This window comes from Pseudomonas sp. Leaf58 (assembly GCF_003627215.1).
GTDB lineage: Bacteria > Pseudomonadota > Gammaproteobacteria > Pseudomonadales > Pseudomonadaceae > Aquipseudomonas.
Window position 1 is genome coordinate 5,224,692 of record NZ_CP032677.1, and the last position, 26,090, is coordinate 5,250,781.

The 26,090-nt window shown below is 62.5% G+C and carries 23 protein-coding genes and 2 pseudogenes; 12 read left to right on the top strand and 13 right to left on the bottom strand.

Going from position 1 to position 26,090, the window contains the following annotated elements; translation table 11 throughout:
• Complete coding sequence (locus DV532_RS24205; protein ID WP_056794146.1) at positions 1 to 1,113, top strand: ABC transporter permease; 1,113 nt, start codon at positions 1 to 3, stop codon at positions 1,111 to 1,113.
• 71 nt (positions 1,114 to 1,184) lie between these two features.
• On the opposite strand, the gene DV532_RS24210 is transcribed toward DV532_RS24205, so the two are convergent.
• Positions 1,185 to 1,589, bottom strand: a complete 405-nt coding sequence (locus DV532_RS24210) for a flagellar basal body-associated protein FliL (protein WP_056794145.1) — start codon at positions 1,587 to 1,589, stop codon at positions 1,185 to 1,187.
• Between the two features lie 156 nt (positions 1,590 to 1,745).
• Between DV532_RS24210 and DV532_RS24215 the strand changes: the two genes are divergently transcribed.
• A complete protein-coding gene (locus tag DV532_RS24215; protein ID WP_056794143.1) occupies positions 1,746 to 2,723 on the top strand; it encodes an NADPH:quinone oxidoreductase family protein in 978 nt (325 codons plus the stop codon).
• Positions 2,724 to 2,776: 53 nt separating this feature from the next.
• On the opposite strand, the gene DV532_RS24220 is transcribed toward DV532_RS24215, so the two are convergent.
• The 5 genes from DV532_RS24220 to trxA all read right to left on the bottom strand — a co-directional run bounded on the left by DV532_RS24220 (position 2,777) and on the right by trxA (position 8,207).
• A complete protein-coding gene (locus DV532_RS24220) occupies positions 2,777 to 3,427 on the bottom strand; it encodes a gamma-glutamylcyclotransferase (RefSeq protein ID WP_056794142.1) in 651 nt (216 codons plus the stop codon).
• Between the two features lie 246 nt (positions 3,428 to 3,673).
• On the bottom strand, positions 3,674 to 4,642 hold the full coding sequence (locus tag DV532_RS24225) for a CDP-6-deoxy-delta-3,4-glucoseen reductase (protein ID WP_056794140.1): 969 nt from the start codon (positions 4,640 to 4,642) through the stop codon (positions 3,674 to 3,676).
• Entirely contained in the window at positions 4,642 to 6,108 is a 1,467-nt protein-coding gene (gene ubiD, locus DV532_RS24230) for a 4-hydroxy-3-polyprenylbenzoate decarboxylase (protein WP_056794138.1), read from the bottom strand. Before ubiD ends, DV532_RS24225 begins: the two co-directional genes overlap by 1 nt.
• Before the next feature lie 186 nt (positions 6,109 to 6,294).
• The gene (gene rho / locus DV532_RS24235) at positions 6,295 to 7,554 is read right to left on the bottom strand and encodes a transcription termination factor Rho (protein WP_003253661.1); all 1,260 of its coding nucleotides are present in this window, start codon (positions 7,552 to 7,554) and stop codon (positions 6,295 to 6,297) included.
• 326 nt (positions 7,555 to 7,880) lie between these two features.
• On the bottom strand, positions 7,881 to 8,207 hold the full coding sequence (gene trxA, locus DV532_RS24240; RefSeq protein WP_056794137.1) for a thioredoxin TrxA: 327 nt from the start codon (positions 8,205 to 8,207) through the stop codon (positions 7,881 to 7,883).
• Positions 8,208 to 8,451: 244 nt separating this feature from the next.
• Here trxA and ppx point away from each other — a divergent pair, with 244 nt between their 5' ends.
• Positions 8,452 to 9,954, top strand: coding sequence for an exopolyphosphatase (gene ppx, locus DV532_RS24245; RefSeq protein WP_056794135.1), 1,503 nt, complete (start codon positions 8,452 to 8,454; stop codon positions 9,952 to 9,954).
• Here the strand turns inward: ppx and ppk1 are convergent.
• A complete protein-coding gene (gene ppk1 / locus DV532_RS24250) occupies positions 9,941 to 12,184 on the bottom strand; it encodes a polyphosphate kinase 1 (protein WP_056794133.1) in 2,244 nt (747 codons plus the stop codon). The two genes, ppx and ppk1, sit on opposite strands and share 14 nt — an antisense overlap.
• A 213-nt stretch (positions 12,185 to 12,397) precedes the next feature.
• Here ppk1 and DV532_RS24255 point away from each other — a divergent pair, with 213 nt between their 5' ends.
• Positions 12,398 to 13,042 (top strand): DedA family protein, encoded by a 645-nt coding sequence (locus tag DV532_RS24255; protein ID WP_082476727.1) that lies wholly within the window; start codon positions 12,398 to 12,400, stop codon positions 13,040 to 13,042.
• Positions 13,043 to 13,543: 501 nt separating this feature from the next.
• On the opposite strand, the pseudogene DV532_RS31000 reads toward DV532_RS24255, so the two are convergent.
• A pseudogene (locus tag DV532_RS31000) lies at positions 13,544 to 14,176 on the bottom strand (sterol desaturase family protein); the annotation flags it as partial.
• Between the two features lie 106 nt (positions 14,177 to 14,282).
• Between DV532_RS31000 and elbB the strand changes: the two are divergent.
• Entirely contained in the window at positions 14,283 to 14,942 is a 660-nt protein-coding gene (gene elbB / locus DV532_RS24265; RefSeq protein WP_056794130.1) for an isoprenoid biosynthesis glyoxalase ElbB, read from the top strand.
• Between the two features lie 67 nt (positions 14,943 to 15,009).
• Here the strand turns inward: elbB and DV532_RS24270 are convergent, their stop codons facing one another.
• On the bottom strand, positions 15,010 to 15,462 hold the full coding sequence (locus DV532_RS24270; RefSeq protein WP_056794128.1) for a YaiI/YqxD family protein: 453 nt from the start codon (positions 15,460 to 15,462) through the stop codon (positions 15,010 to 15,012).
• A 171-nt stretch (positions 15,463 to 15,633) separates the two neighbouring features.
• Here DV532_RS24270 and DV532_RS24275 point away from each other — a divergent pair, with 171 nt between their 5' ends.
• Positions 15,634 to 18,483, top strand: a complete 2,850-nt coding sequence (locus DV532_RS24275; protein ID WP_056794127.1) for a class I adenylate cyclase — start codon at positions 15,634 to 15,636, stop codon at positions 18,481 to 18,483.
• Between the two features lie 157 nt (positions 18,484 to 18,640).
• Here DV532_RS24275 and rnk read toward each other — a convergent pair whose 3' ends face one another.
• The 3 genes and pseudogenes from rnk to cyaY form a co-directional block, all read right to left on the bottom strand.
• Entirely contained in the window at positions 18,641 to 19,051 is a 411-nt protein-coding gene (gene rnk / locus DV532_RS24280; RefSeq protein WP_056794125.1) for a nucleoside diphosphate kinase regulator, read from the bottom strand.
• 146 nt (positions 19,052 to 19,197) lie between these two features.
• Positions 19,198 to 19,423 (bottom strand): annotated as a pseudogene (locus DV532_RS24285) (DUF1289 domain-containing protein).
• A gap of 1 nt (position 19,424) precedes the next feature.
• On the bottom strand, positions 19,425 to 19,757 hold the full coding sequence (gene cyaY, locus DV532_RS24290) for an iron donor protein CyaY (protein ID WP_056794122.1): 333 nt from the start codon (positions 19,755 to 19,757) through the stop codon (positions 19,425 to 19,427).
• Positions 19,758 to 20,015: 258 nt separating this feature from the next.
• On the opposite strand from cyaY, the gene DV532_RS24295 reads away from it, so the two are divergent.
• From DV532_RS24295 to DV532_RS24320, 6 genes are read left to right on the top strand one after another with little or no spacing between them, the layout of a single operon-like run.
• Entirely contained in the window at positions 20,016 to 20,219 is a 204-nt protein-coding gene (locus tag DV532_RS24295) for a lipoprotein (protein WP_056794120.1), read from the top strand.
• 9 nt (positions 20,220 to 20,228) lie between these two features.
• The gene (lysA, locus tag DV532_RS24300; RefSeq protein WP_056794118.1) at positions 20,229 to 21,476 is read left to right on the top strand and encodes a diaminopimelate decarboxylase; all 1,248 of its coding nucleotides are present in this window, start codon (positions 20,229 to 20,231) and stop codon (positions 21,474 to 21,476) included.
• A gap of 4 nt (positions 21,477 to 21,480) precedes the next feature.
• A complete protein-coding gene (gene dapF, locus DV532_RS24305; protein WP_056794117.1) occupies positions 21,481 to 22,311 on the top strand; it encodes a diaminopimelate epimerase in 831 nt (276 codons plus the stop codon).
• 13 nt (positions 22,312 to 22,324) lie between these two features.
• Positions 22,325 to 23,035, top strand: a complete 711-nt coding sequence (locus tag DV532_RS24310; protein WP_056794115.1) for a DUF484 family protein — start codon at positions 22,325 to 22,327, stop codon at positions 23,033 to 23,035.
• A complete protein-coding gene (gene xerC / locus DV532_RS24315; protein WP_056794114.1) occupies positions 23,035 to 23,934 on the top strand; it encodes a tyrosine recombinase XerC in 900 nt (299 codons plus the stop codon). The genes DV532_RS24310 and xerC overlap by 1 nt, the downstream gene beginning before the upstream one ends.
• Entirely contained in the window at positions 23,931 to 24,626 is a 696-nt protein-coding gene (locus DV532_RS24320) for an HAD family hydrolase (RefSeq protein ID WP_056794112.1), read from the top strand. The genes xerC and DV532_RS24320 overlap by 4 nt, the downstream gene beginning before the upstream one ends.
• A gap of 758 nt (positions 24,627 to 25,384) precedes the next feature.
• Here DV532_RS24320 and sutA read toward each other — a convergent pair.
• The gene (gene sutA, locus DV532_RS24330; protein WP_056794110.1) at positions 25,385 to 25,714 is read right to left on the bottom strand and encodes a transcriptional regulator SutA; all 330 of its coding nucleotides are present in this window, start codon (positions 25,712 to 25,714) and stop codon (positions 25,385 to 25,387) included.
• Positions 25,715 to 26,090 lie beyond the last annotated feature (376 nt).

A 26,090-nucleotide genomic window follows, 5' to 3' on the forward strand; every position in this document is an offset into this window, starting at 1 on the left:
ATGTCGCGCCTGAACCACACCCTGCGCCTGGGCCTTAAAGAGCTGACCAGCCTGCGCCACGACAGCGTGCTGCTGTTGTTCCTGCTGTATGCCTTCAGCGTGGCGATCTACATGCCGGCAGCGGGCTCGGTGATTGGCGTGCACAACGCCAGCGTCGCGGTGGTGGACGAAGACCACAGCCTGCTTTCACGCAAGCTAAGCGAAGCTTTGCAACCGCCCGAGTTCCAGCCCGCCGTGCCACTGGCCTCAGAGCGCCTGGACCAGGCCATGGACAGCGGCCAGTACACCTTCGTGATCAATGTGCCGGTGAACTTCCAAAGCGACTTGCTGGGCGGGCGCTCGCCCGAGCTGCAAATAAACGTCGACGCCACAGCCATGAGCCAAGCGTTCATGGGCGCCGGCTACATCGGCCGCATCTTCGAGCGCGAGCTACTCGATTACAGCCAGCGGACGAACACCCAAAGCCCTGTAGCGATCAATGCCAAGGCCTTGTTCAATCCCAACCTGGAAGGTGGCTGGTTCCTGGCGGTGATCCAGATCGTCAACAACATCACCATCCTGGCGATCATCCTCACCGGCACCGCGCTACTGCGCGAACGCGAGCATGGCACCCTTGACCACCTGCTGGTACTGCCACTGACCGCCCTGGAAATCATGCTGGCGAAAATCGCCAGCAACGCGCTGGTGGTAGTGATCTGCACCTGGATTTCGCTGGTGGTGGTGGTCAAGGGCGCGCTGGGTGTGCCGCTGTCTGGTTCTATGGGGCTGTTCCTGGCGGTGACTGCGCTGTACCTGTTCGCCAGCACCGCACTGGGCATCTTCCTTGCCACCCTGGCGCGCTCGACGCCGCAGTTCGGCCTGCTGGCGATCCCGGTGATTATCCCGATGCTGTTGCTGTCCGGCGGCAGCACACCGCTGGACAGCATGCCGCAGTGGCTGCAGTGGGTAATGCAGGGGTCGCCGTCGACGCACTTCGTCAGCCTTGGCGCAGCGATCCTGTTCCGTGATGCCGGGTGGACGGTGGTGTGGCCGGATATCCTGGCGCTGGCCGTGATCGGCCTGGTGTTCTTCAGCGTGGCCCTGGCCCGGTTTCGCCGTAGCCTGGCGTCCTGAACAAGGCTCTAGTCCCACAGGGATCGTGCCGCAGTCCGGATTGGCCGCACCTGCGAGAGCCGGCTTGCCGGTCACTGCACGATCAGGTTGTTGAACAGCAGGTCTTCAACGATCGGCTTGCCCTCTTCTGCTTCCATTACCTGCTGCACCTGCTTGAGCGCCTCTTGGCGAAGATGTTCCTTGGCCTCGACATTGCTCATGCTGTCTACCGTTTGCTGGGTGAACAACGCCACCAGCTGGTTACGGATCAACGGTTCGTGGTGCTGCACCGCTTTGGCGGCTTCATCGCCGGTCACGCGCAGCGCCACGTCGGCCTTGTACACGCGCAGCCGCGGGCCGCCGTCGAGGGCATAGTTGCCGACAAAGGGCGGGCTCAGGCTGATGTAGGCAACCTTGGGCGCCCCTTCCTTGGCTTCCTCGGCCATGGCCGCAGCCGGCAGCAACAGCGCCAGTACCATCAAGATCCACGCTTTCACGAATTCGCTCCTCAATACAATTGGCGCCAGCTTAACCAGCACACCGCTCAAACCCAAGCCCGGGCTTATGCCGGCCCATCAGGGTGGGCCATGCTCGTTGACCGGACAGGCGGCCCTCCTACACTTATCGGCCACTACCCGCAAAGGAATAGCCCGATGAAAGCTGTGTTGTGCAAAACCCTGGGCCCGGCGCACGACCTAGTGCTGGAAGAGGTAGCCAGCCCGGTACCAAAGACCAATGAGATCCTGCTGGATGTGCGAGCTGCCGGTGTCAACTTCCCCGACACCCTGATCATCGAAGGCAAGTACCAGTTCCAGCCACCCTTACCGTTCTCCCCCGGCGGCGAGGCGGCAGGGGTGGTGGCCGCGGTCGGTGAAAAGGCCGGTGCCTTCAAGGTGGGCGACCGGGTCATGGCGCTGACGGGCTGGGGGGCGTTCGCTGAGCAGGTAGCAGTGCCGTTCTACAACGTGCTGCCAATCCCCGCGAGCATGGACTTCACCACGGCGGCAGCCTTCGGCATGGCCTATGGCACCTCAATGCATGCCCTGCGCCAACGCGGCCAGCTGCAGGCAGGCGAGACCCTGCTGGTACTGGGTGCGTCCGGTGGGGTCGGCCTGGCGGCGGTGGAAATTGGCAAGGCCATGGGCGCGCGGGTGATCGCGGCCGCCAGCAGTGCCGAAAAACTGGCCGTAGCCAAGGCCGCCGGCGCGGATGAACTGATCGACTACAGCCAGGCCAGCCTGCGCGATGAGATCAAGCGCCTGAGCGGCGGCCAGGGCGTGGACGTGATCTACGACCCGGTGGGTGGTGGGCTGTTTGAACAGGCAGTTCGCGGGTTGGCTTGGAATGGCCGGTTGCTGGTGGTCGGCTTTGCCAGCGGGACTATCCCGCAACTGGCCGCCAACCTGGTGTTGCTCAAGGGCGCGGCGGTGCTGGGGGTGTTCTGGGGGGCGTTTGCGCAGCGTCAGCCCCAGGACAATGCGGCCAACTTCAGTCAGCTGTTTGCCTGGCATGCCGAGGGGAAGTTGAAACCGCTGGTGTCGCAGACTTATCCACTGGCTGAGGCGGGGGCGGCCATTGAGAGGCTGGGGCAACGGCAGGCTGTGGGGAAGTTGGTGGTGCTGGCCAGGTAAGACAGTTCCGGCCTCTTCGCGGGCGTGCCCGCGAAGGGGCCGTTGCAGGCTGATCAGACTTCTCGCAGGTTATGGCAACGGCGAAATCGCGCCTCCAGGTTGCGGTCTGGCATCTGATGGCTGCGCAAGGCATTCAAGGTCTGTTCGACATAGTCGCGCGTGGTGCCATAGCGGCCCTTGGCACTGGCCAATATCTGGCTAAGCAAGGTATCTGGCAGGTTCCCGGCATAGCACGGCAGATGCCGCTCCAGCACAAAGCCCAGGGCCTGCACCTTGCTGCCATCGCCTAGCCGGCAACTAAGCCAGTGCGGCCGGTACGCCGGGTACGGCATCTCGCGTTGCCACAGGGCCATCAGCGAGTCGTCCAGGTTGCTGTCATCCAGCCGGTAGGCAAAGCCGCTGCAGGAGCCACCGCGGTCCAGGCCGAACACCAGGCCGGGCGTTTCCGGAGTGCCGCGGTGTTCATGCGACCACAAGTACAAACCACGGTGGTAACCATGTACGCGCGCACGTTGACGCTCCACGGAGTTGCACTCCGGCCGCCAAATCAAAGAACCATAGGCGAACAGCCACACCGGCCCGCCTAGATGGCGCGACATGGTCGTCTTCATGGAATTGAATAACTGGTCCCGCGTATGTTGCTGACCGAAGTCGAGTGTCGGAGGATATGAAACTTCCCAGGACATACTTTCAAGTGCCGACATAAGCTGCCGCCATTATCCCTGTGAACTACGGATGTAGCGAGATTCGATTACGAAAAGGCCCAAGGCCTGTGTACCAGGGGCGCTTGCAGTAACCATAGGACAGAAATGCAGGAATACTCAAGCCCTGGCGACAGAGTTTCATGCGCGGCTCCGACGACTGGGAAATACTGTTTCAACCACGGTGAAAGTTATTAGCCAAGGCGGTAACAATTACCGCCTTATACCCACAATTTCAAACTTCGGTTATTAACCGCGTGGCGCGTAGGCAAACACATCCGCACGCATGCGATGCGCATCCATGCCAGCTTCGACCAAGGCATCGAGGGTGGCATAGATCATGTTCGGCGAGCCACTGGCATACACATGCACGCTGTTGAGGTTGGCGATGTCCTCGCAAACCGCCTCGTGCAGCATGCCGCAACGGCCTTCCCAGCCGCACAAGTCGCTGACCACCTGGTGCAGGAACAGGTTGGGCAGGCGCTGCCATTCGTCCCAGTGTTCGATTTGGTAGAAGTCCTCGGGACGGCGTACGCCCCAGTACAGGTGTACCGGGTGCTTGAAGCCCTGCGCCCGGCAATGCTCAACCAGGCTGTGCATCTGGCCCATGCCAGTGCCGGCAGCGATCAACACCAACGGGCCGTCGGGCAGCTCGGCCAGGTGAGTATCGCCGAACGGCATTTCTATGCGCGCCAGGCGGTCGCGCTGCAGCTGGTCAATCAATTGCAACGCGCTAGGCTCACGCGCTAGCACATGCAGCTCCAACTCGCGCCCGCCATGCGGTGCGGAAGCCAGCGAGAAGGCCGCTTGCTTACCGCCCTGGCGTTCGATCATCAGGTATTGGCCGGCGTGGTAGCGCAACGGCTTGCCGGCCGGCGCGCGCAAACGCACGCGCCAGACGTCACCACCCACCTCGACGCACTCACTGACACTGCAGGCCAGCTTGCGTACCGGCAGTTCGCCCAGTGCCAGCACACCATCCCAGAGCAACACACAGTCCTCCAGTGGTTCGGCAATGCAGGTGAACAGCTCGCCGTGGTCGCGGACTTGGCCGTCCTGGCGTACCCGGCCTTCGACCAACAACGCGGCACAGACATGGCAATTGCCATTGCGGCAGCTGTTCGGGCAGTCATAGCCCAGCCGACGCGCTCCATCCAGGATCCGTTCCCCGGGTTCGAGCGCCAGCACTGCCCCGGACGGCTGCAACGTTACCTGCATCAATCTATTCCCAACTGATCCCACAGCTCATCGATACGCCGGGTGACGGCTTCGTCCTTGACGATGACCCGCCCCCATTCGCGTGTAGTCTCGCCCGGCCACTTGTGCGTGGCATCCAGGCCCATCTTCGACCCCAGCCCCGATACCGGCGACGCGAAGTCCAGGTAATCGATCGGGGTGTTGTCGATCATCACCGTATCACGCTTGGGGTCCATGCGCGTGGTAATGGCCCAGATCACGTCGTTCCAGTCGCGGGCGTTGATATCGTCGTCGGTAACAATAACGAACTTGGTGTACATGAACTGTCGCAGGAACGACCACACCCCCAACATCACGCGCTTGGCGTGGCCTGGGTACTGCTTCTTCATGGTCACCACCGCCATGCGGTACGAGCAACCTTCCGGCGGCAGGTAGAAGTCGGTAATTTCCGGGAACTGCTTTTGCAGGATCGGCACGAACACTTCGTTCAGCGCCACGCCGAGAATCGCCGGCTCATCTGGCGGCCGGCCAGTGTAGGTGCTGTGGTAGATCGGCTTTTGCCGGTGAGTGATGCGCTCTACGGTGAACACCGGGAAGCTGTCGACTTCGTTGTAGTAGCCAGTGTGGTCGCCGTAAGGGCCTTCCGGGGCCATTTCACCCGGGTGGATCACACCTTCGAGAATGATCTCGGCGGTGGCCGGTACTTGCAGGTTGCTGCCACGGCACTTGACCAGCTCGGTGCGGTTGCCCCGCAGCAGGCCGGCAAAGGCGTACTCGGAAAGGGTGTCCGGCACGGGGGTCACGGCACCGAGGATGGTCGCCGGGTCGGCGCCCAAGGCCACGGCGACCGGGAACGGCTGGCCGGGGTTCTTCTCGCACCACTCGCGGTAGTCCAGGGCGCCGCCACGGTGGCTGAGCCAGCGCATGATGACCTTGTTGCGGCCGATCACCTGCTGGCGGTAGATGCCCAGGTTCTGGCGGTCCTTGTTCGGGCCGCGGGTGACGGTGAGGCCCCAGGTGATCAGCGGCGCCACGTCGCCTGGCCAGCAATGCTGGATCGGCAGCGTCCCGAGGTCGACATCGTCACCCTCGACTACCACTTCCTGGCACACCGCGTCCTTGACCACTTTCGGCGCCATCGACACGACTTTCTTGAAGATCGGCAGCTTTGACCAGGCATCTTTCAGGCCTTTCGGCGGCTCGGGCTCCTTGAGGAAGGCCAGCAACTTGCCGATTTCGCGCAGTTCATCGACCGACTCGGCGCCCATGCCCATGGCCACACGCTCCGGAGTGCCGAACAGGTTGCCCAGCACTGGGATGTCGAAGCCGGTGGGTTTTTCGAACAGCAATGCAGGGCCCTTGGCACGCAGGGTGCGGTCGCAGACCTCGGTCATTTCCAGGACGGGGGAGATCGGAACCTGGATGCGCTTGAGCTCGCCGCGCTGTTCCAGGCCACGGATGAAGTCGCGCAAGTCGCGATACTGCATGCAGGAGCCTCGTGTTGGCCGTATCGGTCGGGGGTGCAGAGTGTAGCGCCGTTCGGGCTTTGTTTGGGGGTGAAAATGCATTGGGGCCGCTTCGCGCCCCTTCGCGGGCAAGCCCGCTCCTACGTAGGAGCGGGCTTGCCCGCGAAGGGGCGCGAAGCAGCCCCAATCAATCCCAGCCTGAAACGCTTACTTGCGCTTCATCGACAGGAAGAACTCGTCGTTGGTCTTGGTCTGTTTAAGCTTGTCGACCAGGAATTCGATGGCAGCAATTTCGTCCATCGGGTGCAGCAGCTTGCGCAGGATCCACATGCGCTGCAGTTCGTCGTCGGCGGTCAGCAGCTCTTCGCGGCGGGTACCGGAACGGTTGATGTTGATGGCCGGGAACACACGCTTCTCGGCGATACGGCGGTCCAGCGGCAGCTCCATGTTACCGGTGCCCTTGAACTCTTCGTAGATCACTTCGTCCATCTTCGAGCCGGTTTCGACCAGCGCGGTGGCGATGATGGTCAGCGAACCGCCTTCTTCGATGTTACGCGCGGCACCGAAGAAGCGCTTTGGCTTCTCCAGAGCGTGGGCGTCGACACCACCGGTCAGCACTTTGCCGGAACTAGGGATCACGGTGTTGTAGGCACGCGCCAGACGGGTGATGGAGTCCAGCAGGATGACCACGTCCTTCTTGTGCTCGACCAGGCGCTTGGCCTTCTCGATCACCATCTCGGCAACCTGCACGTGGCGGGTTGGTGGCTCGTCGAAGGTGGAAGCAACCACTTCGCCGCGCACGGTGCGCTGCATTTCGGTCACTTCTTCCGGGCGCTCGTCGATCAGCAGGACGATCAGGTGGCACTCGGGGTTGTTACGGGTAATGTTGGCCGCGATGTTCTGCAGCATGATCGTTTTACCCGCTTTCGGCGGGGCGACGATCAGGCCACGCTGGCCTTTGCCGATCGGGGCGCACAGGTCGATGACGCGGCCGGTCAGGTCTTCGGTGGAGCCGTTACCGGCTTCCATCTTCAGGCGCTTGTTGGGGAACAGCGGCGTCAGGTTTTCGAACAGGATCTTGTTCTTCGCGTTTTCTGGGCGGTCGAAGTTGATGGTATCGACCTTCAGCAGGGCGAAGTAACGCTCCCCTTCCTTCGGTGGGCGGATCTTGCCGACGATGGTGTCGCCGGTACGCAGGTTGAAACGGCGGATTTGGCTGGGCGAGACGTAGATATCGTCAGGGCCGGCCAGGTAGGACGCATCAGCCGAACGCAGGAAACCGAAACCATCCTGGAGAATCTCCAGCACGCCGTCACCCGAGATCTCTTCGCCGCTTTTCGCGTGCTTCTTCAGCAGGGCGAAAATAACGTCCTGTTTGCGCGAACGGGCCATGTTTTCGATGCCCATCTGTTCGGCCATTTCCAAAAGATCGGTAATCGGCTTTTGCTTGAGTTCAGTCAGGTTCATAAGGGGAGTGACGTAATCATGTAAGAAGGGAGAATTAAGCTCTGGCTTAATGAGGCCGCGCCGCTAGATGGCGACAAGATCGCGTACTGATTCGAATTAGGGATGCTTCGGCGACGGCATGTAGAGGGCACTGGAGAAGCAGTGCGAGGCCGAATGTAACACTTGCTTTTTTCTGCGTCTAGTGGTTTTGACGGGGTAAATTGTGCCTTGTGAGCACCGGTTTACCCGCAAAGGCGGCCGTGGGTTTACCATCGAATCGGCAACCAAACCCGGCCCGACAGCACCTTGGGGCCAAAAAAAACCCCGCATCAGCGGGGCTTTTCGTATCACAGGTGAGCGTCGAGGAACGCGGCCAGCTGCGATTTGGACAGGGCGCCGACCTTGGTGGCTTCGACGTTGCCGTTCTTGAACAGCATCAGCGTCGGGATACCACGCACGCCGTGCTTGGCCGGGGTTTCCTGGTTCTCGTCGATGTTCAGCTTGGCGACGGTCAGTTTGCCCTCGTAGGTAGCAGCGATGTCGTCCAGAACCGGAGCGATCATCTTGCATGGGCCGCACCATTCAGCCCAGTAGTCAACCAGTACCGGGCCTTGAGCCTGCAGTACTTCGGCTTCGAAGCTGGCGTCGGTGACGTGTTTGATTTTGTCGCTCATGGAAATCTCCAAGGTCGTAAGCAATAAAAAACGTTGCCCATCATAGCCGCACCGGTCTCCTACAGGAAGCCGCGGACGATTGAGTGTAACTATAGTTGTGCAAGACGCCGCGAATCGAAACTGTCACACAAGTGTCATAGCATCGAGTGGCACATTGCCTTGCATCAAAGCCCGGCGTGACGCTCGTTGGCGACAGCCAAGTATCGTGGCACGATTGCCGGGTTAACGACCGAGAACACACAGAATGCCGCATACCATCGCGAAGAACCTGTCTCTGATCGCCGCCATCGACCTTGGCTCCAACAGTTTCCACATGGTCGTGGCCAAGGCCCACCATACCGAAATCCGCATCCTCGAGCGGCTCGGCGAGAAGGTTCAGCTGGCCGCCGGCATCGACGAAGAGCGCATGCTCAGCGAAGAAGCCATGGAACGAGGCTTGGACTGCCTCAAGCGCTTTTCCCAGCTGATCAACGGCATGCCTGCTGGCGCCGTGCGCATCGTCGGCACCAACGCCCTGCGTGAGGCGCGCAACCGCAACGAATTCATCCAGCGCGCCGAAGCCATCCTTGGCCACCCGGTGGAGGTGATCTCCGGCCGTGAAGAAGCCCGCCTGATCTACCTGGGCGTGTCGCACACCCTGGCCGACACCGCCGGCAAGCGCCTGGTCGCCGACATCGGCGGCGGCAGTACCGAGTTCATTATTGGCCAACGCTTCGAGCCGCTGTTGCGCGAAAGCTTGCAGATGGGCTGCGTCAGCTTCACCCAGCGCTACTTCCGCGATGGCAAGATCACCCCAGCCCGCTACGCCCAGGCCTACACCGCTGCGCGCCTGGAGCTGATGAGCATCGAAAATGCCCTGCACCGCCTGACCTGGGATGAAGCCATCGGCTCGTCCGGCACCATCCGCGCCATTGGCGCGGCCATCAAGGCCGGCGGCCTGGGTAATGGCGAGGTCAACGCCGAAGGCCTGGCGTGGGTCAAGCGCAAACTGTTCAAACTGGGCGAGGTCGACAAGATCGACTTCGACGGCATCAAACCCGACCGCCGTACCATCTTCCCGGCGGGCCTGGCAATTCTCGAAGCAATCTTCGATGCCCTGGAACTGCAGCGCATGGACCACTGCGACGGCGCCCTGCGCGAAGGTGTGCTGTTCGACCTGCTGGGCCGCCACCACCACGAGGACGTGCGCGAACGCACCCTGAATTCGCTGATGGAGCGCTACCACGTGGACCACGGCCAGGCCGCACGGGTCGAGCGCAAGGCACTGCACGCCTTTGACCAAGTGGCCGACGCATGGGACCTGAAAGACGGTAACTGGCGCGATCTGCTGGGCTGGGCGGCGAAGGTGCACGAAATCGGCCTGGATATCGCCCACTACCACTACCACAAGCACGGCGCCTACCTGATCGAGCACTCCGACCTGTCGGGCTTCTCCCGCGAGGACCAGCAGATGATGGCCTTGCTGGTGCGCGGCCACCGCCGCAACATCCCCAAGGACAAGTACGCCGAACTGGGTGAGGAAGGGGTCAAGCTGATGCGCCTGTGCGTACTGCTGCGCTTTGCCATCCTGTTCCACCACATCCGTGGCAACCAGCAAATGCCGAAGGTAGAACTGAAGGCTGCCGATCACAGCCTCGATGTGGCGTTTCCTGAGGGCTGGCTGGAGCAGAACCAGCTGACCCAGGCCGACTTCGCCAACGAGGCGGAGTGGCTGGCCCGGGTCGGCTTCGTCCTCAGCGTACGTTGAGGACCGGGTTGCTCAGGCGCTCCAGCAGGGTCGCCTGGGCACTGCGCGGGTTCTGGTTGCCGGTCGGCGTGCTACGCACATACCGCCCGTCTGGCTGCAGGGTCCAGGCGTGGGTGTTGTCGGTCAGGTAGCTTTCCAGCTCTTTCTTTACCCGCAGCAACAGTTTTTTGCCTTCTACCGGGAAGCAGGTCTCGACGCGCTTGTCGAGGTTGCGTTCCATCCAGTCGGCACTGGACAGGTAGATCTGCTCTTCGCCGCCATTGAGGAAGTAGAACACCCGCGTGTGTTCAAGGAAGCGGCCGATGATCGAACGCACCTGGATGTTGTGTGAAACCCCCGGAATACCTGGGCGCAGGCAGCACATGCCACGCACTACCAGGTCGATTTTCACGCCCGACTGGCTGGCCTTGTACAGCGCCTTGATAACCTTGGCGTCGGTCAGCGAGTTGAACTTGGCGATGATGTGCGCCGGCTTGCCTTCGAGGGCGAACTGGGTTTCCCGCGCGATCATGTCGAGCATGCCCTTCTTCAGGGTGAACGGCGCGTGCAGTAACTTTTTCATGCGCAGGGTCTTGCCCATGCCGATCAGCTGGCTGAACAGCTTGCCGACATCCTCGGTGAGGGCGTCGTCGGAGGTCAGCAGGCTGTAGTCGGTGTACAGGCGAGCGTTACCCGCGTGGTAGTTACCCGTGCCTAGGTGCGCATAGCGCACGATCTCGCCCTGCTCGCGGCGCAGGATCAGCATCATCTTGGCGTGGGTCTTGAAGCCGACCACGCCGTAGATCACTACCGCACCAGCGGCTTGCAGGCGGCTGGCCATCTGCAGGTTGGACTCTTCGTCAAAGCGTGCACGCAGCTCGATCACCGCAGTGACCTCCTTGCCGTTACGCGCCGCGTCCACCAGGGCATCGACGATTTCCGAGTTGGCCCCGGAGCGGTACAAGGTCTGGCGCACGGCAAGTACATGCGGGTCTTTGGCGGCCTGGCGCAGCAGGTCGACCACTGGCGTGAAAGACTCGAACGGGTGCATCAGCAGGATGTCCTGCTTGCTGATCACACTGAAGATGTTGTCGGCGTTCACCAGCAGCTTGGGGATGGCCGGGGTGAACGGCGTGTATTGCAGCTCGGGGTGGCTGTCCAGGCCGGTGATGCTGAACAGGCGGGTGAGGTTGACCGGGCCATTGACCTGGTACAACTCGCTTTCGCTGAGGCTGAACTGCTTGAGCAGGTAGTCCGACAGGTGTTTCGGGCAGGTGTCGGCCACTTCCAGGCGCACGGCGTCGCCGTAGCGGCGTGAGAACAACTCACCGCGCAGAGCCCGGGCCAGGTCGTCGACCTCTTCGGAGTCCAGCGCCAGGTCAGCGTTACGGGTAAGGCGGAACTGGTAACAGCCCTTTACCTTCATGCCCTGGAACAGGTCGTCGGCGTGTGCGTGGATCATCGACGACAGGAACACGTAGTTAGCACCCGGGCCACCCACTTCTTCCGGTACGCGGATAACGCGCGGCAGTAGGCGCGGGGCCGGGATGATCGCCAGGCCAGAGTCACGGCCAAAGGCGTCGACACCCTCGAGCTCGACGATGAAGTTGAGGCTCTTGTTCACCAGCAGCGGGAACGGGTGGGTCGGGTCGAGGCCGATCGGGGTGATGATCGGGGCGATTTCGTCGCGGAAGTAGCGGCGCACCCAGGTCTTGAGCTTGGGCGTCCAGTGACGGCGGCGGATAAAGCGGATGCGGTGCTTTTCCAGCTCTGGCAGCAGCACGTCGTTGAGGATCGCGTACTGGCGCTCCACTTCGGTGTGCACCAGTTCGCTGATGCGCGCCAGCGCCTGGTGCGGCTGCAGGCCGTCGGCACCGGCCTGTTCACGGGCGAAATTGATCTGCTTCTTCAGGCCGGCTACGCGGATCTCGAAGAACTCGTCGAGGTTGCTGGAGAAGATCAACAGGAACTTGAGACGTTCAAGCAGCGGGTAGCTCTCGTCCAGTGCCTGTTCCAGCACACGGATGTTGAACTGCAGCTGCGAGAGTTCGCGATGAATGTACAGGCTGCTGTCGTCCAGGCCGGGGACGGCGATAGCCGGGGCCGGCGCAGGCGCCGGAGCCACAGGCTCGACCACCGGCTCCGCGGCAGGCAGGGGTGCCGGCGGCAAGTCTGGCGGGGTCTGTACCATCTCCTCGGGGAGTTCCTGAGCATCCTTGATCGCGACAGGTGTTAGCACTTCATTATTCATCTGGCGTTCCTGAGGACGTTAACGCCCTATCATCTATTGAGCGGCAAGATAAGCGCCCATTATGACGCCTGTGTTACACGCAGGGGCAAGCTATGGCGCGTGCCTTCCGGCATTGTCCGCGTAGGAATTGTTCACGTCGAGACACATTTGGACACTTTCCCGAATGCGCGCGAAGGGGTAGGCTGCGCGTTCATTTCGCCAGCACCTCAGAAAATGCTTCAACAATTCCTGCAGGATTTCGGCTACTTTGCCCTTTTTCTAGGCACCTTCTTTGAAGGCGAGACCATCCTGGTGCTTGCGGGTTTCCTTGCGTTTCGCGGTTACATGGACATCAAGCTGGTATGCCTGGTGGCATTTCTAGGCAGCTACGCTGGCGACCAGCTGTGGTACTTCATGGGGCGCCGCCATGGGCGCAAGATCCTCGCACGCAGGCCACGCTGGCAAGCGATGGGTGACCGGGCGCTGGACCACATCCGTCGCCACCCTGATATCTGGGTGCTGAGTTTCCGTTTCGTCTATGGCCTGCGCACGGTCATGCCAGTCGCCATCGGCCTGTCGGGCTATCCGCCACGCCGCTACTTGTTGCTGAACGGTATCGGCGCAGCCGTCTGGGCTGTCGCCCTGGGCGCGGCCGCGTACCACTTCGGCGCCATTCTCGAAGGCCTGCTGGGCAACGTGAAGCGTTACGAGCTATGGGTGCTCGGCGGCCTGTTGGCGCTGGGCGGCCTGCTGTGGCTGCGGCGGCGCTTCCGTACCCTGCGCGCGGAGCGCAAGGCGGCGGACCAGGCTCAGGCCCAAGAGGCTGAGCAGGCTGTAAGCCACGAGCAGGAACCAGGCCAGCGCCGCGACCGTCACTAAGCCCAGTGCGCCGGCCAGGTACAGTGCCGGTGCATTCAACAGCAGCCGCGCCAGCTCCAAGCGCGCGGCCCAGGGCCGATTCTCCAGCAACGCCCCCAGTACCAACAAACCAAATGCCATCAGCGACCAACCGAGCACCAACGCAGCTGTTGGCACACGCTCGGCCACGTCCATCAAATAGCTGCCCAGTGCCACGTAAACCACGAATTGCGCCGCCACGTAAACCTGCTGCGCGCGGCCCAGGGCAACCTCGAACTTGCGAAACAGCGCCAGGTCCTGCTTGGCCTGCGGGTAGCGTGCTGCCACATCGGCTGGGCGCCAGCCCGTGGGCATGAACCAAATGCGCAGCTTGTCCCACAGGCTGGTGGCACGCCGGGCATCGTGCCAGAGCTGGGCATAAAACTGCAGGTTGGCCCACAGCGGGTTCCAACTGGCTAACGGTGTGGTCACGCCGAACACCACCGGCTCGGCTGGGTCTTCTTCTTTAAAAGTGCCGAACAGGCAGTCCCAGAGAATGAACACGCCGCCGTAGTTGCGATCCAAGTAGGCAGGATTTTGCGCATGGTGGACGCGATGGTTGGATGGCGTGATCAACACCCACTCGAGCCAGCCCAGCTTGGGGATGTGCCGGGTATGCACCCAGAATTGGTAAAGCAGGTTGAGCGATGCCACTGTGATGAATACCAGTGGCGGCACGCCCAGCAGTGCCAGCGGCAAGTAAAACAGCCACGAGAAAATGAACCCGCTGCTGGTCTGGCGCAGCGCGGTGGTGAGGTTGTACTCCTCGCTCTGGTGATGCACCGAGTGCGCGGCCCACAACACGTTGCGCTCGTGGCCAAGGCGGTGCAGCCAGTAATAGCAGAAGTCGTACAGCACAAAGGCCAGCGCCCACACCCACCACGCCTGCGGCGGCAGGCGCAACAGCGCCAGGTGCTCGAACGCCAAGGTATAGGTTACCAGCCCAACCCCTTTGGTCAGCAGCCCGGTGCTGGTCGACAGCGCGCCGGTGCTCAGGCTGTTGATCGAGTCGGCCAAGGTGAAGTTGCGCTGGCCACGCACACGGTCGGCCAGCAGCTCCACGCCAATCAGCACAAAGAAGAACGGTACGGCCAGCAGTATCAGGTCCATGGGCATGACCTCAGGCAATATCCACCAAGATTAGGCCGCACCCGCGGCAATCCCTATGGCGACATCTGCCAAACTAGAGGACATTTAACGCCTCGAAACTGGAGCAACTAGCATGACAAAAAAAGTAGCGGTGATTCTTTCCGGCTGTGGCGTGTATGACGGCGCCGAAATCCACGAAAGCGTGATCACCCTGCTGCGCCTCGACCAGCGTGGTGCGCAGGTACAGTGCTTCGCGCCAAACATTGCGCAGATGCATGTGATCAACCACCTGACCGGCGAGGAAATGCCCGAGTCGCGCAATGTCCTGGTGGAATCGGCGCGCATTGCGCGCGGCGAGGTCAAGGATATCCGTGAAGCCAAGGCCGAAGACTTCGATGCGCTGATCGTGCCGGGCGGTTTCGGGGCGGCGAAGAACCTGTCCAACTTTGCCGTGGAAGGTGCCAACTGCAGCGTCAACCCGGACGTGCTGGCCCTGGCCGAAGCCTTTGCCGACGCCTGCAAGCCGGTGGGCCTGATCTGCATCTCGCCAGCACTGGCGGCGAAAATCTACGGGCCAGGCGTGGTGTGCACCATTGGTACTGACGCCGGCACCGCGGCAGCCGTGGAGAAAATGGGTGGCACCCATGAAGAGTGCGATGTGCACGATATTGTCGAAGACCCTCAGCGCAAGCTGGTGACTACCCCGGCGTACATGGAGGCCAAGTCGATCAGTGAAGCGGCTGGCGGCATCTATAAACTGGTCGACCGGGTGCTGGAGCTGACGCACGAATAAGCCTCAGCCCTACATCACCGCCAAAATCTGGTGGGGTCGATGTGGGAGCGTCTGCTGCTGAGGCAGTTCAAGGTTTGGACAGGCGCGAAATGATCCGGTCCAGCGCATTGGCAAACGCCTGTTTATCGCGCTCACCATACGGCGCCTGCCCTCCCCCCACTTGGCCCTGCTCGCGCAGCTCGGTAAACAGGTTGCGCGCCGCCAGCCGGTCCCCCATGTTGCGCGCGTCGAACTCGCGCCCGCGCGGGTCCAGCGCCGCCACACCCTTTTTCACCAGGCGATCGGCCAACGGCACATCACTGCAGATCACCAGCTCGCCGGGCACAGCGTGCTCCACCAGGTAATCGTCGGCCGCGTCCATGCCGCTGGGCACCACAATCAGGCGCACGATCGCGAACGCCGGTTTGGCCACCGCCTGGCCCGCCACCATCACCACCTCGAACTTGCGCTTGAGGGCGAACTTGACGATCAGATCCTTGGCCGCCTTGGGGCAGGCGTCGGCATCGATCCACACACGCATCGGAAACCTCGTCATCCATTCAATGCGCCCATCATGCCTCAAGTGCCGCCAAAGCTGGAGCAGCCGCCAAGGCGCGTTGGGAAAATGGCGCCAATCTCGCAATTACCGCTTATCCGACCGCAACACTCAGGCTAAACTCGCCACAGCTCCACTGGCCCACCCGAGTGCGCAATGAACCACCCCCACGAAATCCGCCCTGACCTGGACGAAGGCATCGACCGCAAGGTCCTGGCGACATTGCGTGCGCGTTTCCTGCGGCTTAACCAGGGCCGGTTGCAACGGGCGCTGGAGGGCCTGTCGACGCGCCAACAACAGGTGCTGACGTTGCTACCGCTGCTGTTTCATGTAAACCACCCGCTATTGCCGGGCTACGTTTCTGGCAGTACCCCTGCCGGTGTATCGGGTTTCGAGCCGAGCAGCGAACGGGTGGTGGAGGCCCAGCGCCTGGCCCGTTCGTTCACCTATAAGGCCCGCCACGGCAACCCACCTAGGCCGATCCACGGCCTGTTTCTGATGGGTAGCTTGGGCTCGCTGGCCCAGGCTGAGCACAGCGACATGGACCTTTGGGTGTGCCATGCACCCGGCTTGCCCGAGCAACTGCTCGACGAACTGCGCCGCAAGTGCCAGCTGTTGGAGGTTTGGGCGGCCAGCCTGGGGGCCGAGGCGCATTTTTTTCTGATCGACACGCAAGGCTTCGCCCAAGGCCAACGCGCAGGCCAACTCGGCTCTGACGATTGCGGCACCACCCAGCATTACCTACTGCTGGACGAGTTCTACCGCACCACTATCTGGCTGGCAGGGCGCACACCCCTGTGGTGGCTGGTGCCGGTCTACCAGGAACACCAGTACCACGCGTACACCCAGACCCTGCTGGCCAAGCGTTTCATCCGTAGCCAGGACGCCCTCGACCTTGGCAACCTGGCGCACATTCCACCCGGCGAGTTCGTCGGCGCCGGTTTGTGGCAACTGTTCAAAGGCATCGATTCGCCCTACAAGTCGCTGCTCAAGCTGCTGCTGACCGAGGCCTACGCCAGTGAACACCCCGCCGTGCGCTGCCTGAGCCTGGACTACAAACAAGCAGTATTCGCAGGCCAACTCGACCTCGACGAGCTGGACCCCTATGTCATGGTGTACCGGCGCATCGAACGCTACCTGCTGCAGCGGGGCGAACCCGCGCGCCTGGAGCTGGTACGGCGCAGCCTGTACCTGAAGGTGAACAAGAAACTCAGCGACCCAAGCCGGGCCAATGGCTGGCAACGCCGGCTGCTGCAGCGCCTGGCCGACGAATGGGGCTGGGACGAGCACCAGTTGGCGCTGCTGGACAGCCGCAGCCAATGGAAAGTGCAGCAAGTTGCCGTCGAGCGCCGCGAACTGGTGGCCGAGTTGAACCACAGTTATCGCTTCCTCAGCCAGTTCGCCCGCACCCAAAACGCCAGCAGCCGCGCCGACCAGCGCGACCTCAATGTGCTGGGCCGGCGCCTGTACGCGGCCTTCGAGCGCCGCGCCGGCAAGGTCGAGGTAATCAACCCCGGCATCGCCCCAGACTTGGCCGAAGGCACCCTGACCCTGGCCCAGGCGTTCAATCGCAAGGAACCCGGCAGCTACCAGTGGGAGCTGTACACCGGCAACCTGGGCCCCCATGAAGTGGAGCACTTCAGCCCACTGAAACGCTGCCGCGAGCTACTCGAACTGCTGACCTGGGCCCACCGCAATGGGGTTATCGACAACAGCACGCGGCTGGCACTGCACCCCGGCGTCAGTGACCTCAGTGAGTTCGAACTGTTCAACCTGCTGGGCTGCCTGCAACAGAGCATCCCCCTGCCCTTGCCGACCGTCAGCGAAGTGCGCCTGCTACAACCGAGTGTTGCCGACGAAGTGCTGCTGCTGGTCAACGTCGCCATCGACCCGTTGCGCCACCACCGTGACCTGAACATCCTGATGACGACCGAGCGCACCGACTCGTTGAGCTATGCGGGCGTACGCGAGAACCTGGTGCTGACCCTGGACCAGGTCAACCTCAACAGCTGGAACGAGGTGCTGGTCCAGCGCTATGACGGCGAGCACGCGCTGGTGCGCTGCCTGCGCGACTTCCTTAACAGCCCCGTGCTGCGCGGCCACCGGCCGAGGGTACGGGTGCGTTGCTTCTGCCAGAGCCGCGCCCAGGCCATCGGCCAGCGCGTGGAGGAAATTTTCGACACCGTGCAGTTGCTGCTGGACCAGGGCCTGAACCATCGCTACCTGCTGCAGGTGGCCCAGCACACCCATGTGCTGGAGCTTCTGCCCGGGCATGTCGGCCTGACAAGCTTGGCCGAGCACGAGGCGCTAGTGGCTTACCTGGGCGAAGAACGCAGCGCCTATAGCCCGTTGTACCTGGATGCCAACGCCCTGCTGGACCACGACCTGCGCCTGGTGCTGGAACAAGGCCGGCCGGCGTGCATCCAGGTGTTCTATCGCCTGCAAGGCAGTTGGGCCGAGCTGTATGTACTGGATGAATACAACGCCCTGTGGCAACAGCGCCTGCCGCTGCACGACGAAGCCCACCTGCTGATGCCGCTACAGCGCTTTCTGCATTCGGTGGTGATGCGCCGCGATGCCCGGCTGCCGCTGGACACCCTGCAGCCAGCTTCGCTGGACATCCACTACACACAACTGCTGCCTTCCGGCCCAGGCAAGGCGCGCAGCACCGAGCCGCGTCCGGCCCCGTTCGAAGGCAGCGACCAGGCTTACTACGAGGTGCAGGCCATTATCCAGGCCGGGGTGGCGGGTGCTGCGCATGTGACGCTGTACTGCGACCACCAGGAGTTTTCCGAGCTGGAGCATGGCGATCAGCTGTATGCGGTGGTGGCTCGGCAGATCATTGGGCAGCGGCGCGGTGACAGGCACTACCGGTGCTACATCACTGACCTGGATTTGTCCGAGATGCTGGATGACCAGTCGGGGTCGACGCAGGTGTACCTGCGCTACAAGCGGGAGCTTGAGCAGGCGCTGAATGAGGGGTTGGAGCAGGTTCTGAGCGAATGACCGGGGCCGCTCCGAAGGATTAACCAGGGCCAGAGGCCAGCGCGGTACCTGTGGGAGCGGGTTCACCCGCGAACACCGGCGGAGCCGGTGCCATACACCGCGTTGCCTTCTTCGCGGGTGAACCCGCTCCCACAAGGGCCGCCAAGCCGCCCCCGGGTTACAGGTCGAAATCGCCCGCCGCTTCCGGTTGGTACTCGACTTCCAGCAGCTTCAACTTGAGGGTCTTGCCCCCCGGTGCCGGCCAGTCGATCTGTTCGCCCACCGACAGCCCAAGCAACGCACAACCAATCGGCGCCAGGATCGAGACGTTGCCTTCCGGCCCGGCATCCTTCGGGTACACCAGGGTCAGGTGATAATCCTTGCCGCTGGCTTCCTCACGGCAATGCACGCGCGAGTTCATGGTCACCACACCCGCCGGCACTTCCTCGTGACCGACCACCTGCTCGGCGCGGTCCAGCTCGTCCTGCAGGGCGAGCACACCCGGCGTACTCTCGTCGAGGCTGTCGATCAGACGCTCCAGACGCTGTACGTCCAATCGGGTGAGGATGAGGGAAGGCTTGGTGCTCATGGTCCAGTCAGGCTCCTTTGAAATGGTAATTTTCAATGTACAAATAAAGCAAAACCCCGCCCAAGGGCGGGGTTTGAGAAGGCTATGGCGTCACCGACGCAGAACCCGACACTACCACAGCCGGGCAAATACTCAAGCCCCTGCGCTCAGTGTGCCTTAGCGCTGCTCGCGCAGGGCCTGGGCTTCGCGGCAAATCTGCCGGCGCCGCTCGTCATCGGCTGCACGCCATTCGCGAATGTGCTCTACATGCCTGTGGCAGCCGGTGCAGACGCGCTGGTCGTCCAGCCGGCAAACGCTAATGCATGGCGATGGCACGGCGGGGCTGACGTTGCTGTAAAGCGGTTTGGGTGGCCGGGCCTGGGCGCTGCTCATGTCAGATCTCGTCGAAGTCCAGCTTCTCGCCGGCTCGCTCCCACACGATACGTTCGAGCATTTCGCCCAGCAGCTCGTCGCTCTTCTCGCACACCCACTTGCCGCTTTCTTCGTCGTAGTCGAAGTGGAAGCCACCGGAACGGTCGGCCAGCCACAGCTGGCGCAGCGGCTCCTGGCGACTGAAGATCAGCTGAGCGCCGCCTTCGAACTTGACAGTGAGGACGCCAGCGGAGTTCTCCATGTCCAGGTCCATGCCGCTCTCGTCGAACAGGTCTTCCAGGGCCTGTTGGGTCGCGTCGACCAGATCATGGAAACGCGCTTCACTCAAACTCATTACAGGAACCTCAAAATTGGCTGCGTTACAGGCAAGCCGGGCAAGATACGGGCGCAAAGCGCCAGCTGCAAGCTGCAAGCCCCAAGCTGCAAGCAACTAGAAAAAGCTCAGCGTACACCCGACAGCTTTTTCTTGCCGCTTGAACCTTGAAGCTTGCGGCTTTCGCCCCCCGCCCGGCGGACCGGCCCTTGCATAGGCAAGCCGCCGGTCGCTCGGTATACTCGGGCGCAATACTGCATATTTCAAAGGATTTCACCCATGAAGCGCCTGATTTCCTCGCTCGCGGCGCTGGTCGCTGTTGCCTGCCTCGTATCGGCCTGCGGTCAGAAAGGCCCTCTGTACCTTCCGGAAGACGGCAAGGATGGCAAAGGCAGCCACAAATCGCATCAGCACCAGCACGCTCCGGCCGTACAGCCGCAAGAAGAGCAGCCTATCCAGCCCGAGCAGACGCCAGAGCAGTAAGGAATTCAGATGAACGCTTTCGACTACCGCGGCGGCGAGCTGTTCGCGGAAGGCGTAGCCCTGTCGGCCATTGCCGAGCGCTACGGCACCCCCACCTACGTGTATTCGCGCGCCCATATCGAGGCCCAGTACCGCAGCTACACCGACGCCCTGCAAGGCGCCGAGCACTTGGTGTGCTTCGCGGTCAAGGCCAACTCCAACTTGGCCGTCCTGAACGTGCTGGCGCGCCTGGGCGCAGGTTTCGATATTGTCTCCGGCGGTGAGCTGGAACGCGTGCTGGCCGCAGGTGGCCGTGCCGACCGCGTGGTGTTCTCCGGCGTCGGCAAAACCCGCGACGACATGCGCCGCGCCCTGGAAGTCGGCGTGCACTGCTTCAATGTCGAATCCACCGACGAGCTGGAGCGCCTGCAAGTGGTGGCCGCCGAGATGGGCAAGGTTGCCCCGGTGTCGCTGCGGGTCAACCCGGACGTCGACGCCGGCACCCATCCGTACATCTCCACAGGCCTTAAAGAAAACAAGTTCGGCATCGCCATCGCCGACGCCGAGGCCATCTACGTGCGCGCCGCGCAGCTGCCAAACCTGGAAGTGGTCGGTGTCGACTGCCACATCGGTTCGCAACTGACCACCGTCGAGCCGTTCCTCGACGCCCTCGACCGCCTGCTAGTGCTGGTCGACCGCCTGGCCGAATGCGGTATCTACCTACGCCACCTCGACCTGGGTGGCGGTGTCGGCGTGCGTTATCGCGATGAGGAGCCGCCGCTGGTGGCCGACTACATCAAGGCCATCCGCGAGCGCGTCGGCGACCGTGAGCTGGCCCTGGTGTTCGAGCCAGGCCGCTACATCGTGGCTAACGCTGGCGTGTTGCTAACCCGCGTGGAATACCTCAAACACACCGAACACAAAGACTTCGCCATCATCGATGCGGCGATGAACGACCTGATCCGCCCGGCCCTGTACCAGGCCTGGATGGGCGTCAGCGCGGTCACCCCGCGTGAAGGTGAAGGCCGTGCCTACGACCTGGTCGGCCCTATCTGCGAGACCGGCGACTTCCTCGCCAAGGACCGCGTGCTGAACCTGGCCGAAGGTGACCTGCTGGCCGTCCAGTCCGCAGGCGCCTATGGTTTTGTCATGAGTTCCAACTACAACACCCGTGGTCGTTGCGCTGAAATCCTGGTCGACGGCGACCAGGCCTTCGAAGTACGCCGCCGCGAGACCATCGCCGAACTGTACGCTGGCGAAAGCCTGCTGCCGGAGTAAGCCCATGCTACTGCGTTTTACCAAGATGCATGGGCTGGGCAACGACTTCATGGTCCTCGACCTGGTCAGCCAGCACGCGCACATCCAGCCCAAGCACGCCAAGCAATGGGGTGACCGCCACACTGGCATTGGCTTCGACCAGTTGCTGATCGTCGAGGCGCCGAACAACCCAGAAGTGGACTTCCGCTATCGCATCTTCAATGCCGACGGTTCCGAGGTCGAGCAATGCGGCAACGGTGCGCGCTGCTTCGCCCGCTTCGTACTGGACAAGCGCCTGACCGCGAAAAAGCGCATCCGCGTGGAAACCAAGAGCGGTATCATCGAGCTGGACGTGCAGAACGACGGCCAGATCAGTGTCGACATGGGCCCACCGCGCTTCATCCCTGCCGATATCCCCTTCGTCGCCGCCGAGCAGGCGCTGAGCTACCCCCTGGAAGTCGACGGCCAAGTGCATTCGATTGCCGCCTTGTCCATGGGTAACCCGCATGCCGTGCTGCGTGTCGACGACGTGCGTAGCGCCCCCGTGCATGAGCTGGGCCCGAAAATCGAAAACCACCCACGCTTCCCGCAGCGGGTGAATGCCGGCTTCCTGCAGGTCATCGACCGCCACCGCGCCAACCTGCGCGTGTGGGAACGCGGCGCCGGCGAAACCCAGGCCTGTGGCACCGGCGCCTGCGCCGCCGCCGTGGCAGCGATCAGCCAAGGCTGGATGGACTCCCCGGTGTCCCTCGACCTGCCCGGTGGCCGCCTGCACATCGAATGGGCCGGCCCCGGCAAGCCCGTGCTGATGACCGGCCCGGCCGTACGCGTCTACGAAGGACAGGTTCGTCTCTAAACGAGTAACCGCCATGACCGATCAGCCCAACGTTGTACCCCAGCAGTCCGCTGACCTCGATGCCGAGGCGGTAGTCGCCTACCTGCGCGCCCACCCCACCTTCTTTGCCGAGCACGACGAACTGCTGGTCGAACAGCACATCCCACACCAGCGTGGCGACAGCGTGTCGTTGGTGGAGCGCCAGCTCAAGCTGCTACGCGACCGCAACATCGAGATGCGCCATCGCCTGTCGCAATTGATGGACGTAGCGCGTGACAACGACCGGCTGTTCGACAAGACCCGCCGGCTGATCCTCGACCTGCTCGATGCCGGCAGCCTGGAAGAAGTGGTGATGGCGGTCGAAGACAGCCTGCGCCAGGAATTCCAGGTGCCCTTCGTCAGCCTGATTCTGTTCGGCGACAACGTCGCACCGGTTGGGCGCTGGGTCAGCAACGCCGAAGCCCAGCAAGCCATCGGCGCCCTGCTGGGCGGCGGCAAAACGGTCAGTGGCAACCTGCGCGAACACGAATTGGCCTTCCTGTTCGGCGAAGAACAACGCCGGGAAGTGGGCTCCAGCGCCGTGGCTACCTTGGAATACCAGGGCCTGCATGGGGTGCTGGCGATCGGTAGCCGTGACCCGCAACACTACAAAAGCAGCGTCGGCACCCTGTTCCTCGGCTACATCGCCGAAGTACTCGGCCGTGTTGTGCCACGCGTTACCCAGACCCTACGCTCGGTACGCTGATGGAACGCCAGCTGGAGGCTTATTGCGCCCACCTGCGCAACGAGCGCCAGGTGTCCGAGCACACCCTGCTGGGCTACCGTCGCGACCTCGCCAAGGTCGTCGCCTACTGCAACGAACATGGCATCGCCGGCTGGCAGGCGCTGCAAATCCAGCAGTTGCGCCAGCTGATCGCCCGCCAGCATCACCATGGCCAGTCGGCGCGCAGCCTGGCGCGGTTACTGTCGGCGGTGCGCGGCCTGTACCGCTACCTCAACCGTGAAGGCCTGTGTCAGCACGACCCGGCCAGCGGCCTGAGCCCACCCAAAGGCGAACGCCGGCTGCCCAAGGTACTGGACACCGACCGCGCCCTGCAGCTGCTCGATGGCGGCGTCGACGACGAGTTCATCGCACGCCGTGACCAGGCCATCCTCGAACTGTTCTATTCGTCCGGCTTGCGCCTTTCCGAACTGACCAACCTCGACCTCGATCACCTCGACCTCGCCGCCGGCCTGGTGCAGGTGCTGGGCAAGGGCGGCAAGGCGCGCGTGCTGCCGGTTGGCCGCAAGGCGCGCGAGGCGCTGCAGGCCTGGTACCGCCTGCGCGGCACGGGCAACCCGCGCGATCGCGCGGTGTTCATCACCCGCCAAGGCAACCGCATCAGCCCAAGGGCCGTTCAGCAACGGGTTAAGGCGGCCGGCGAGCGCGAACTGGGCCAGCACCTGCACCCACACATGCTTCGCCATTCCTTCGCCAGCCATGTGCTGGAATCGTCCCAGGACCTGCGTGCGGTGCAAGAGATGCTCGGCCATGCCGACATCAGCACCACGCAAATCTACACCCACCTGGACTTCCAGCACCTGGCCGCGGTGTACGACAGCGCCCACCCTCGGGCCAAACGCAGCAAAGGCACAGACTCATGAGCATCAAGCTGATCACCTTCGACCTCGACGACACCCTGTGGGACACCGCGCCGGTGATTGCCAGCGCGGAAGTCGTATTGCGCGACTGGCTCGAAGCCAACGCCCCGATCCTTGGTGGCGTGCCAGTGGAGCACCTGTTCGCCATCCGGGAGCGCCTGGTGCAGGCCGAGCCCGGCCTCAAGCACCGTATCAGCGCCCTGCGCCGGCGGGTGCTGTTCCATGCCCTTGAAGAAGTCGGTTACAGCGAGAAACAGGCGCAAGAACTCGCCAACGAAGGTTTTGAAGTGTTCCTGCACGCCCGCCACCAGGTGGAGATTTTCCCCGAGGTGCAGCCGGTGCTGGAGATCCTGCGCCATCGCTACACCCTGGGTGTAGTCACCAATGGCAATGCCGATGTAAGCCGCCTTGGGCTGGCGGACTACTTCCGCTTTGCCCTGTGTGCTGAGGACCTCGGTATCGGCAAGCCAGACCCGGCGCCGTTCCTGGAAGCCCTGCGCCGTGGCGATGTGGACGCCAGCGCGGCGGTGCACATCGGTGATCACCCAGGCGATGACATTGCCGGCGCCCAGCGCGCCGGGCTGCGCGCGGTGTGGTTCAACCCGCAGGGCAAGGCGTGGCTAGGCGAACAGGCGCCTGATGCCGAGATCCAGCGCCTGTCGCAGTTGCCCGACATCCTCGCGCGCTGGCGCTGACAGGGGCCGCTTTGCGGCCCATTCGCGGGCATGCCCGCTCCCACAGACTCACCGCTGCTCTCAGGCCCTGCGCGGTCCCTGTGGGAGCGGGTTTACCCGCGAATAGGCCGGTACAGGCCACACAAAACGCTTCAGGGATGGTGGGCAGCCTTGCTCAACTTCCAGCAAACCTTCGATGCATGCTTTGGCGACGCGGGGACCATATCAACGTGCCCCCTTTGATGAACTCTGAAATCACAATCAAACCGAACATCAACCACGGGTTGTAGTGCTCGCTCCAAATGCCCAGCATGTTCTGCAAGTCCGTAACCACCGGGAAATGTCCACGCCGATACTACCTACGATGTAGAGCAATAGATAAAGGACATCCAGCCCTCCCCAAAACCGCAATACCCAACCCTCTGCTTTTCGTCCCGAGGACATCATTTCTTTTCTCGGTGTTCATAGGTTTCAAAAGGAAGGACGGGTTGCCAGTGCCAAGACTTTCCACTGATCTGCCACTTGTCCTCCCCCTCGAAGTACCGTTGCGCGATAGCCCGTAACTCGCCATAGCGATGAATGACAGATCGCGATGCCAAATGATCATCATGGCTATCAAGGGGAACCCAGGCGGTTCTGCAAAATGGAAGCGTGATGCTTGCCTGGCGGCGCAAATAAGATCCATCAGATGCGCCCTCCTTTCTTGTGGGAAATATCTCTTATTTCCTGACGCCCACAAAAAAGCCCGCAGCGACGGCGGGCTTTTTGCGATCAGCCACTCAGATAGGGCGGCTGCCGTACTTGTTGTCCGGCTTCTTGGGCGGGTCAGCGACCACGTTGGCCTCGACTTCCTGCACCTTGCCACCGCGAGAAAGGAATTCTTCCATCGCCTTGGCCAGGGCATCACGCTCTTTCTGCTTGGCTTCCATGCTCGGCATCTCGTCTACCGAGACAGCCGCCTTGGATTTGCCCTTGGCAGTGGGTGCCGGGCTGCTGTCGTCATCGCCAGCGTCTTCGGCGCCGTCGTCAGCCGCGGCTTCGAGGCCCTCATCAGCCTCATCTTCGTCGCCTACTTCGAGGTCGTCGTTTTCCAGATCGTCGTCGCTCATGTTCTACCTCATGACTTGCGAAAAGCAGGTTGGTTATAGACCAGTGCAGCCGTAGACCGGCAGCCACCAGTGAAAATTCAACTGGCCGTGGGTTAGGCCACTGCCCTAGGGGCGGCGCTCCTGATGGGAGGTGGCACCCAGCAGGCCCTGCTCCTGGCAGGACCTGAAAAATCCATTAGCCCCTGCTGGCCACACGCTATTGGCAAGCCTAGCAAAGGCTGGCGAAGTGTGTGCACTGCGCGTCAAACACCCTTCGGCGCGCATTCTAGCGCGCCCGTGGAAAAAGCAAAGCACCATAAACGCCTTACGACTTGTAAGTTTTCTACCTACGTCGCGAACGTGTCGGATAAACCGTTTGCAGTGCAGGAAATGCTAA

What these genes read in the sequence shown, in the direction of transcription:
- trxA (WP_056794137.1), bottom strand. Translation starts at nt 8,207, where the DNA reads ATGAGCGACAAAATCAAACACGTCACCGACGCCAGCTTCGAAGCCGAA.
- DV532_RS24295 (WP_056794120.1), top strand. Translation starts at nt 20,016, where the DNA reads ATGAAGCGCCTGATTTCCTCGCTCGCGGCGCTGGTCGCTGTTGCCTGC.
- DV532_RS24215 (WP_056794143.1), top strand. Translation starts at nt 1,746, where the DNA reads ATGAAAGCTGTGTTGTGCAAAACCCTGGGCCCGGCGCACGACCTAGTG.
- DV532_RS24270 (WP_056794128.1), bottom strand. Translation starts at nt 15,462, where the DNA reads ATGCGTGTGTGGATCGATGCCGACGCCTGCCCCAAGGCGGCCAAGGAT.
- DV532_RS24310 (WP_056794115.1), top strand. Translation starts at nt 22,325, where the DNA reads ATGACCGATCAGCCCAACGTTGTACCCCAGCAGTCCGCTGACCTCGAT.
- ppx (WP_056794135.1), top strand. Translation starts at nt 8,452, where the DNA reads ATGCCGCATACCATCGCGAAGAACCTGTCTCTGATCGCCGCCATCGAC.
- dapF (WP_056794117.1), top strand. Translation starts at nt 21,481, where the DNA reads ATGCTACTGCGTTTTACCAAGATGCATGGGCTGGGCAACGACTTCATG.
- rho (WP_003253661.1), bottom strand. Translation starts at nt 7,554, where the DNA reads ATGAACCTGACTGAACTCAAGCAAAAGCCGATTACCGATCTTTTGGAA.
- cyaY (WP_056794122.1), bottom strand. Translation starts at nt 19,757, where the DNA reads ATGAGTTTGAGTGAAGCGCGTTTCCATGATCTGGTCGACGCGACCCAA.
- lysA (WP_056794118.1), top strand. Translation starts at nt 20,229, where the DNA reads ATGAACGCTTTCGACTACCGCGGCGGCGAGCTGTTCGCGGAAGGCGTA.
- DV532_RS24205 (WP_056794146.1), top strand. Translation starts at nt 1, where the DNA reads ATGTCGCGCCTGAACCACACCCTGCGCCTGGGCCTTAAAGAGCTGACC.
- DV532_RS24320 (WP_056794112.1), top strand. Translation starts at nt 23,931, where the DNA reads ATGAGCATCAAGCTGATCACCTTCGACCTCGACGACACCCTGTGGGAC.
- xerC (WP_056794114.1), top strand. Translation starts at nt 23,035, where the DNA reads ATGGAACGCCAGCTGGAGGCTTATTGCGCCCACCTGCGCAACGAGCGC.
- DV532_RS24275 (WP_056794127.1), top strand. Translation starts at nt 15,634, where the DNA reads ATGAACCACCCCCACGAAATCCGCCCTGACCTGGACGAAGGCATCGAC.
- ppk1 (WP_056794133.1), bottom strand. Translation starts at nt 12,184, where the DNA reads ATGAATAATGAAGTGCTAACACCTGTCGCGATCAAGGATGCTCAGGAA.
- elbB (WP_056794130.1), top strand. Translation starts at nt 14,283, where the DNA reads ATGACAAAAAAAGTAGCGGTGATTCTTTCCGGCTGTGGCGTGTATGAC.
- ubiD (WP_056794138.1), bottom strand. Translation starts at nt 6,108, where the DNA reads ATGCAGTATCGCGACTTGCGCGACTTCATCCGTGGCCTGGAACAGCGC.
- sutA (WP_056794110.1), bottom strand. Translation starts at nt 25,714, where the DNA reads ATGAGCGACGACGATCTGGAAAACGACGACCTCGAAGTAGGCGACGAA.
- rnk (WP_056794125.1), bottom strand. Translation starts at nt 19,051, where the DNA reads ATGAGCACCAAGCCTTCCCTCATCCTCACCCGATTGGACGTACAGCGT.
- DV532_RS24225 (WP_056794140.1), bottom strand. Translation starts at nt 4,642, where the DNA reads ATGCAGGTAACGTTGCAGCCGTCCGGGGCAGTGCTGGCGCTCGAACCC.
- DV532_RS24255 (WP_082476727.1), top strand. Translation starts at nt 12,398, where the DNA reads ATGCTTCAACAATTCCTGCAGGATTTCGGCTACTTTGCCCTTTTTCTA.
- DV532_RS24220 (WP_056794142.1), bottom strand. Translation starts at nt 3,427, where the DNA reads ATGTCGGCACTTGAAAGTATGTCCTGGGAAGTTTCATATCCTCCGACA.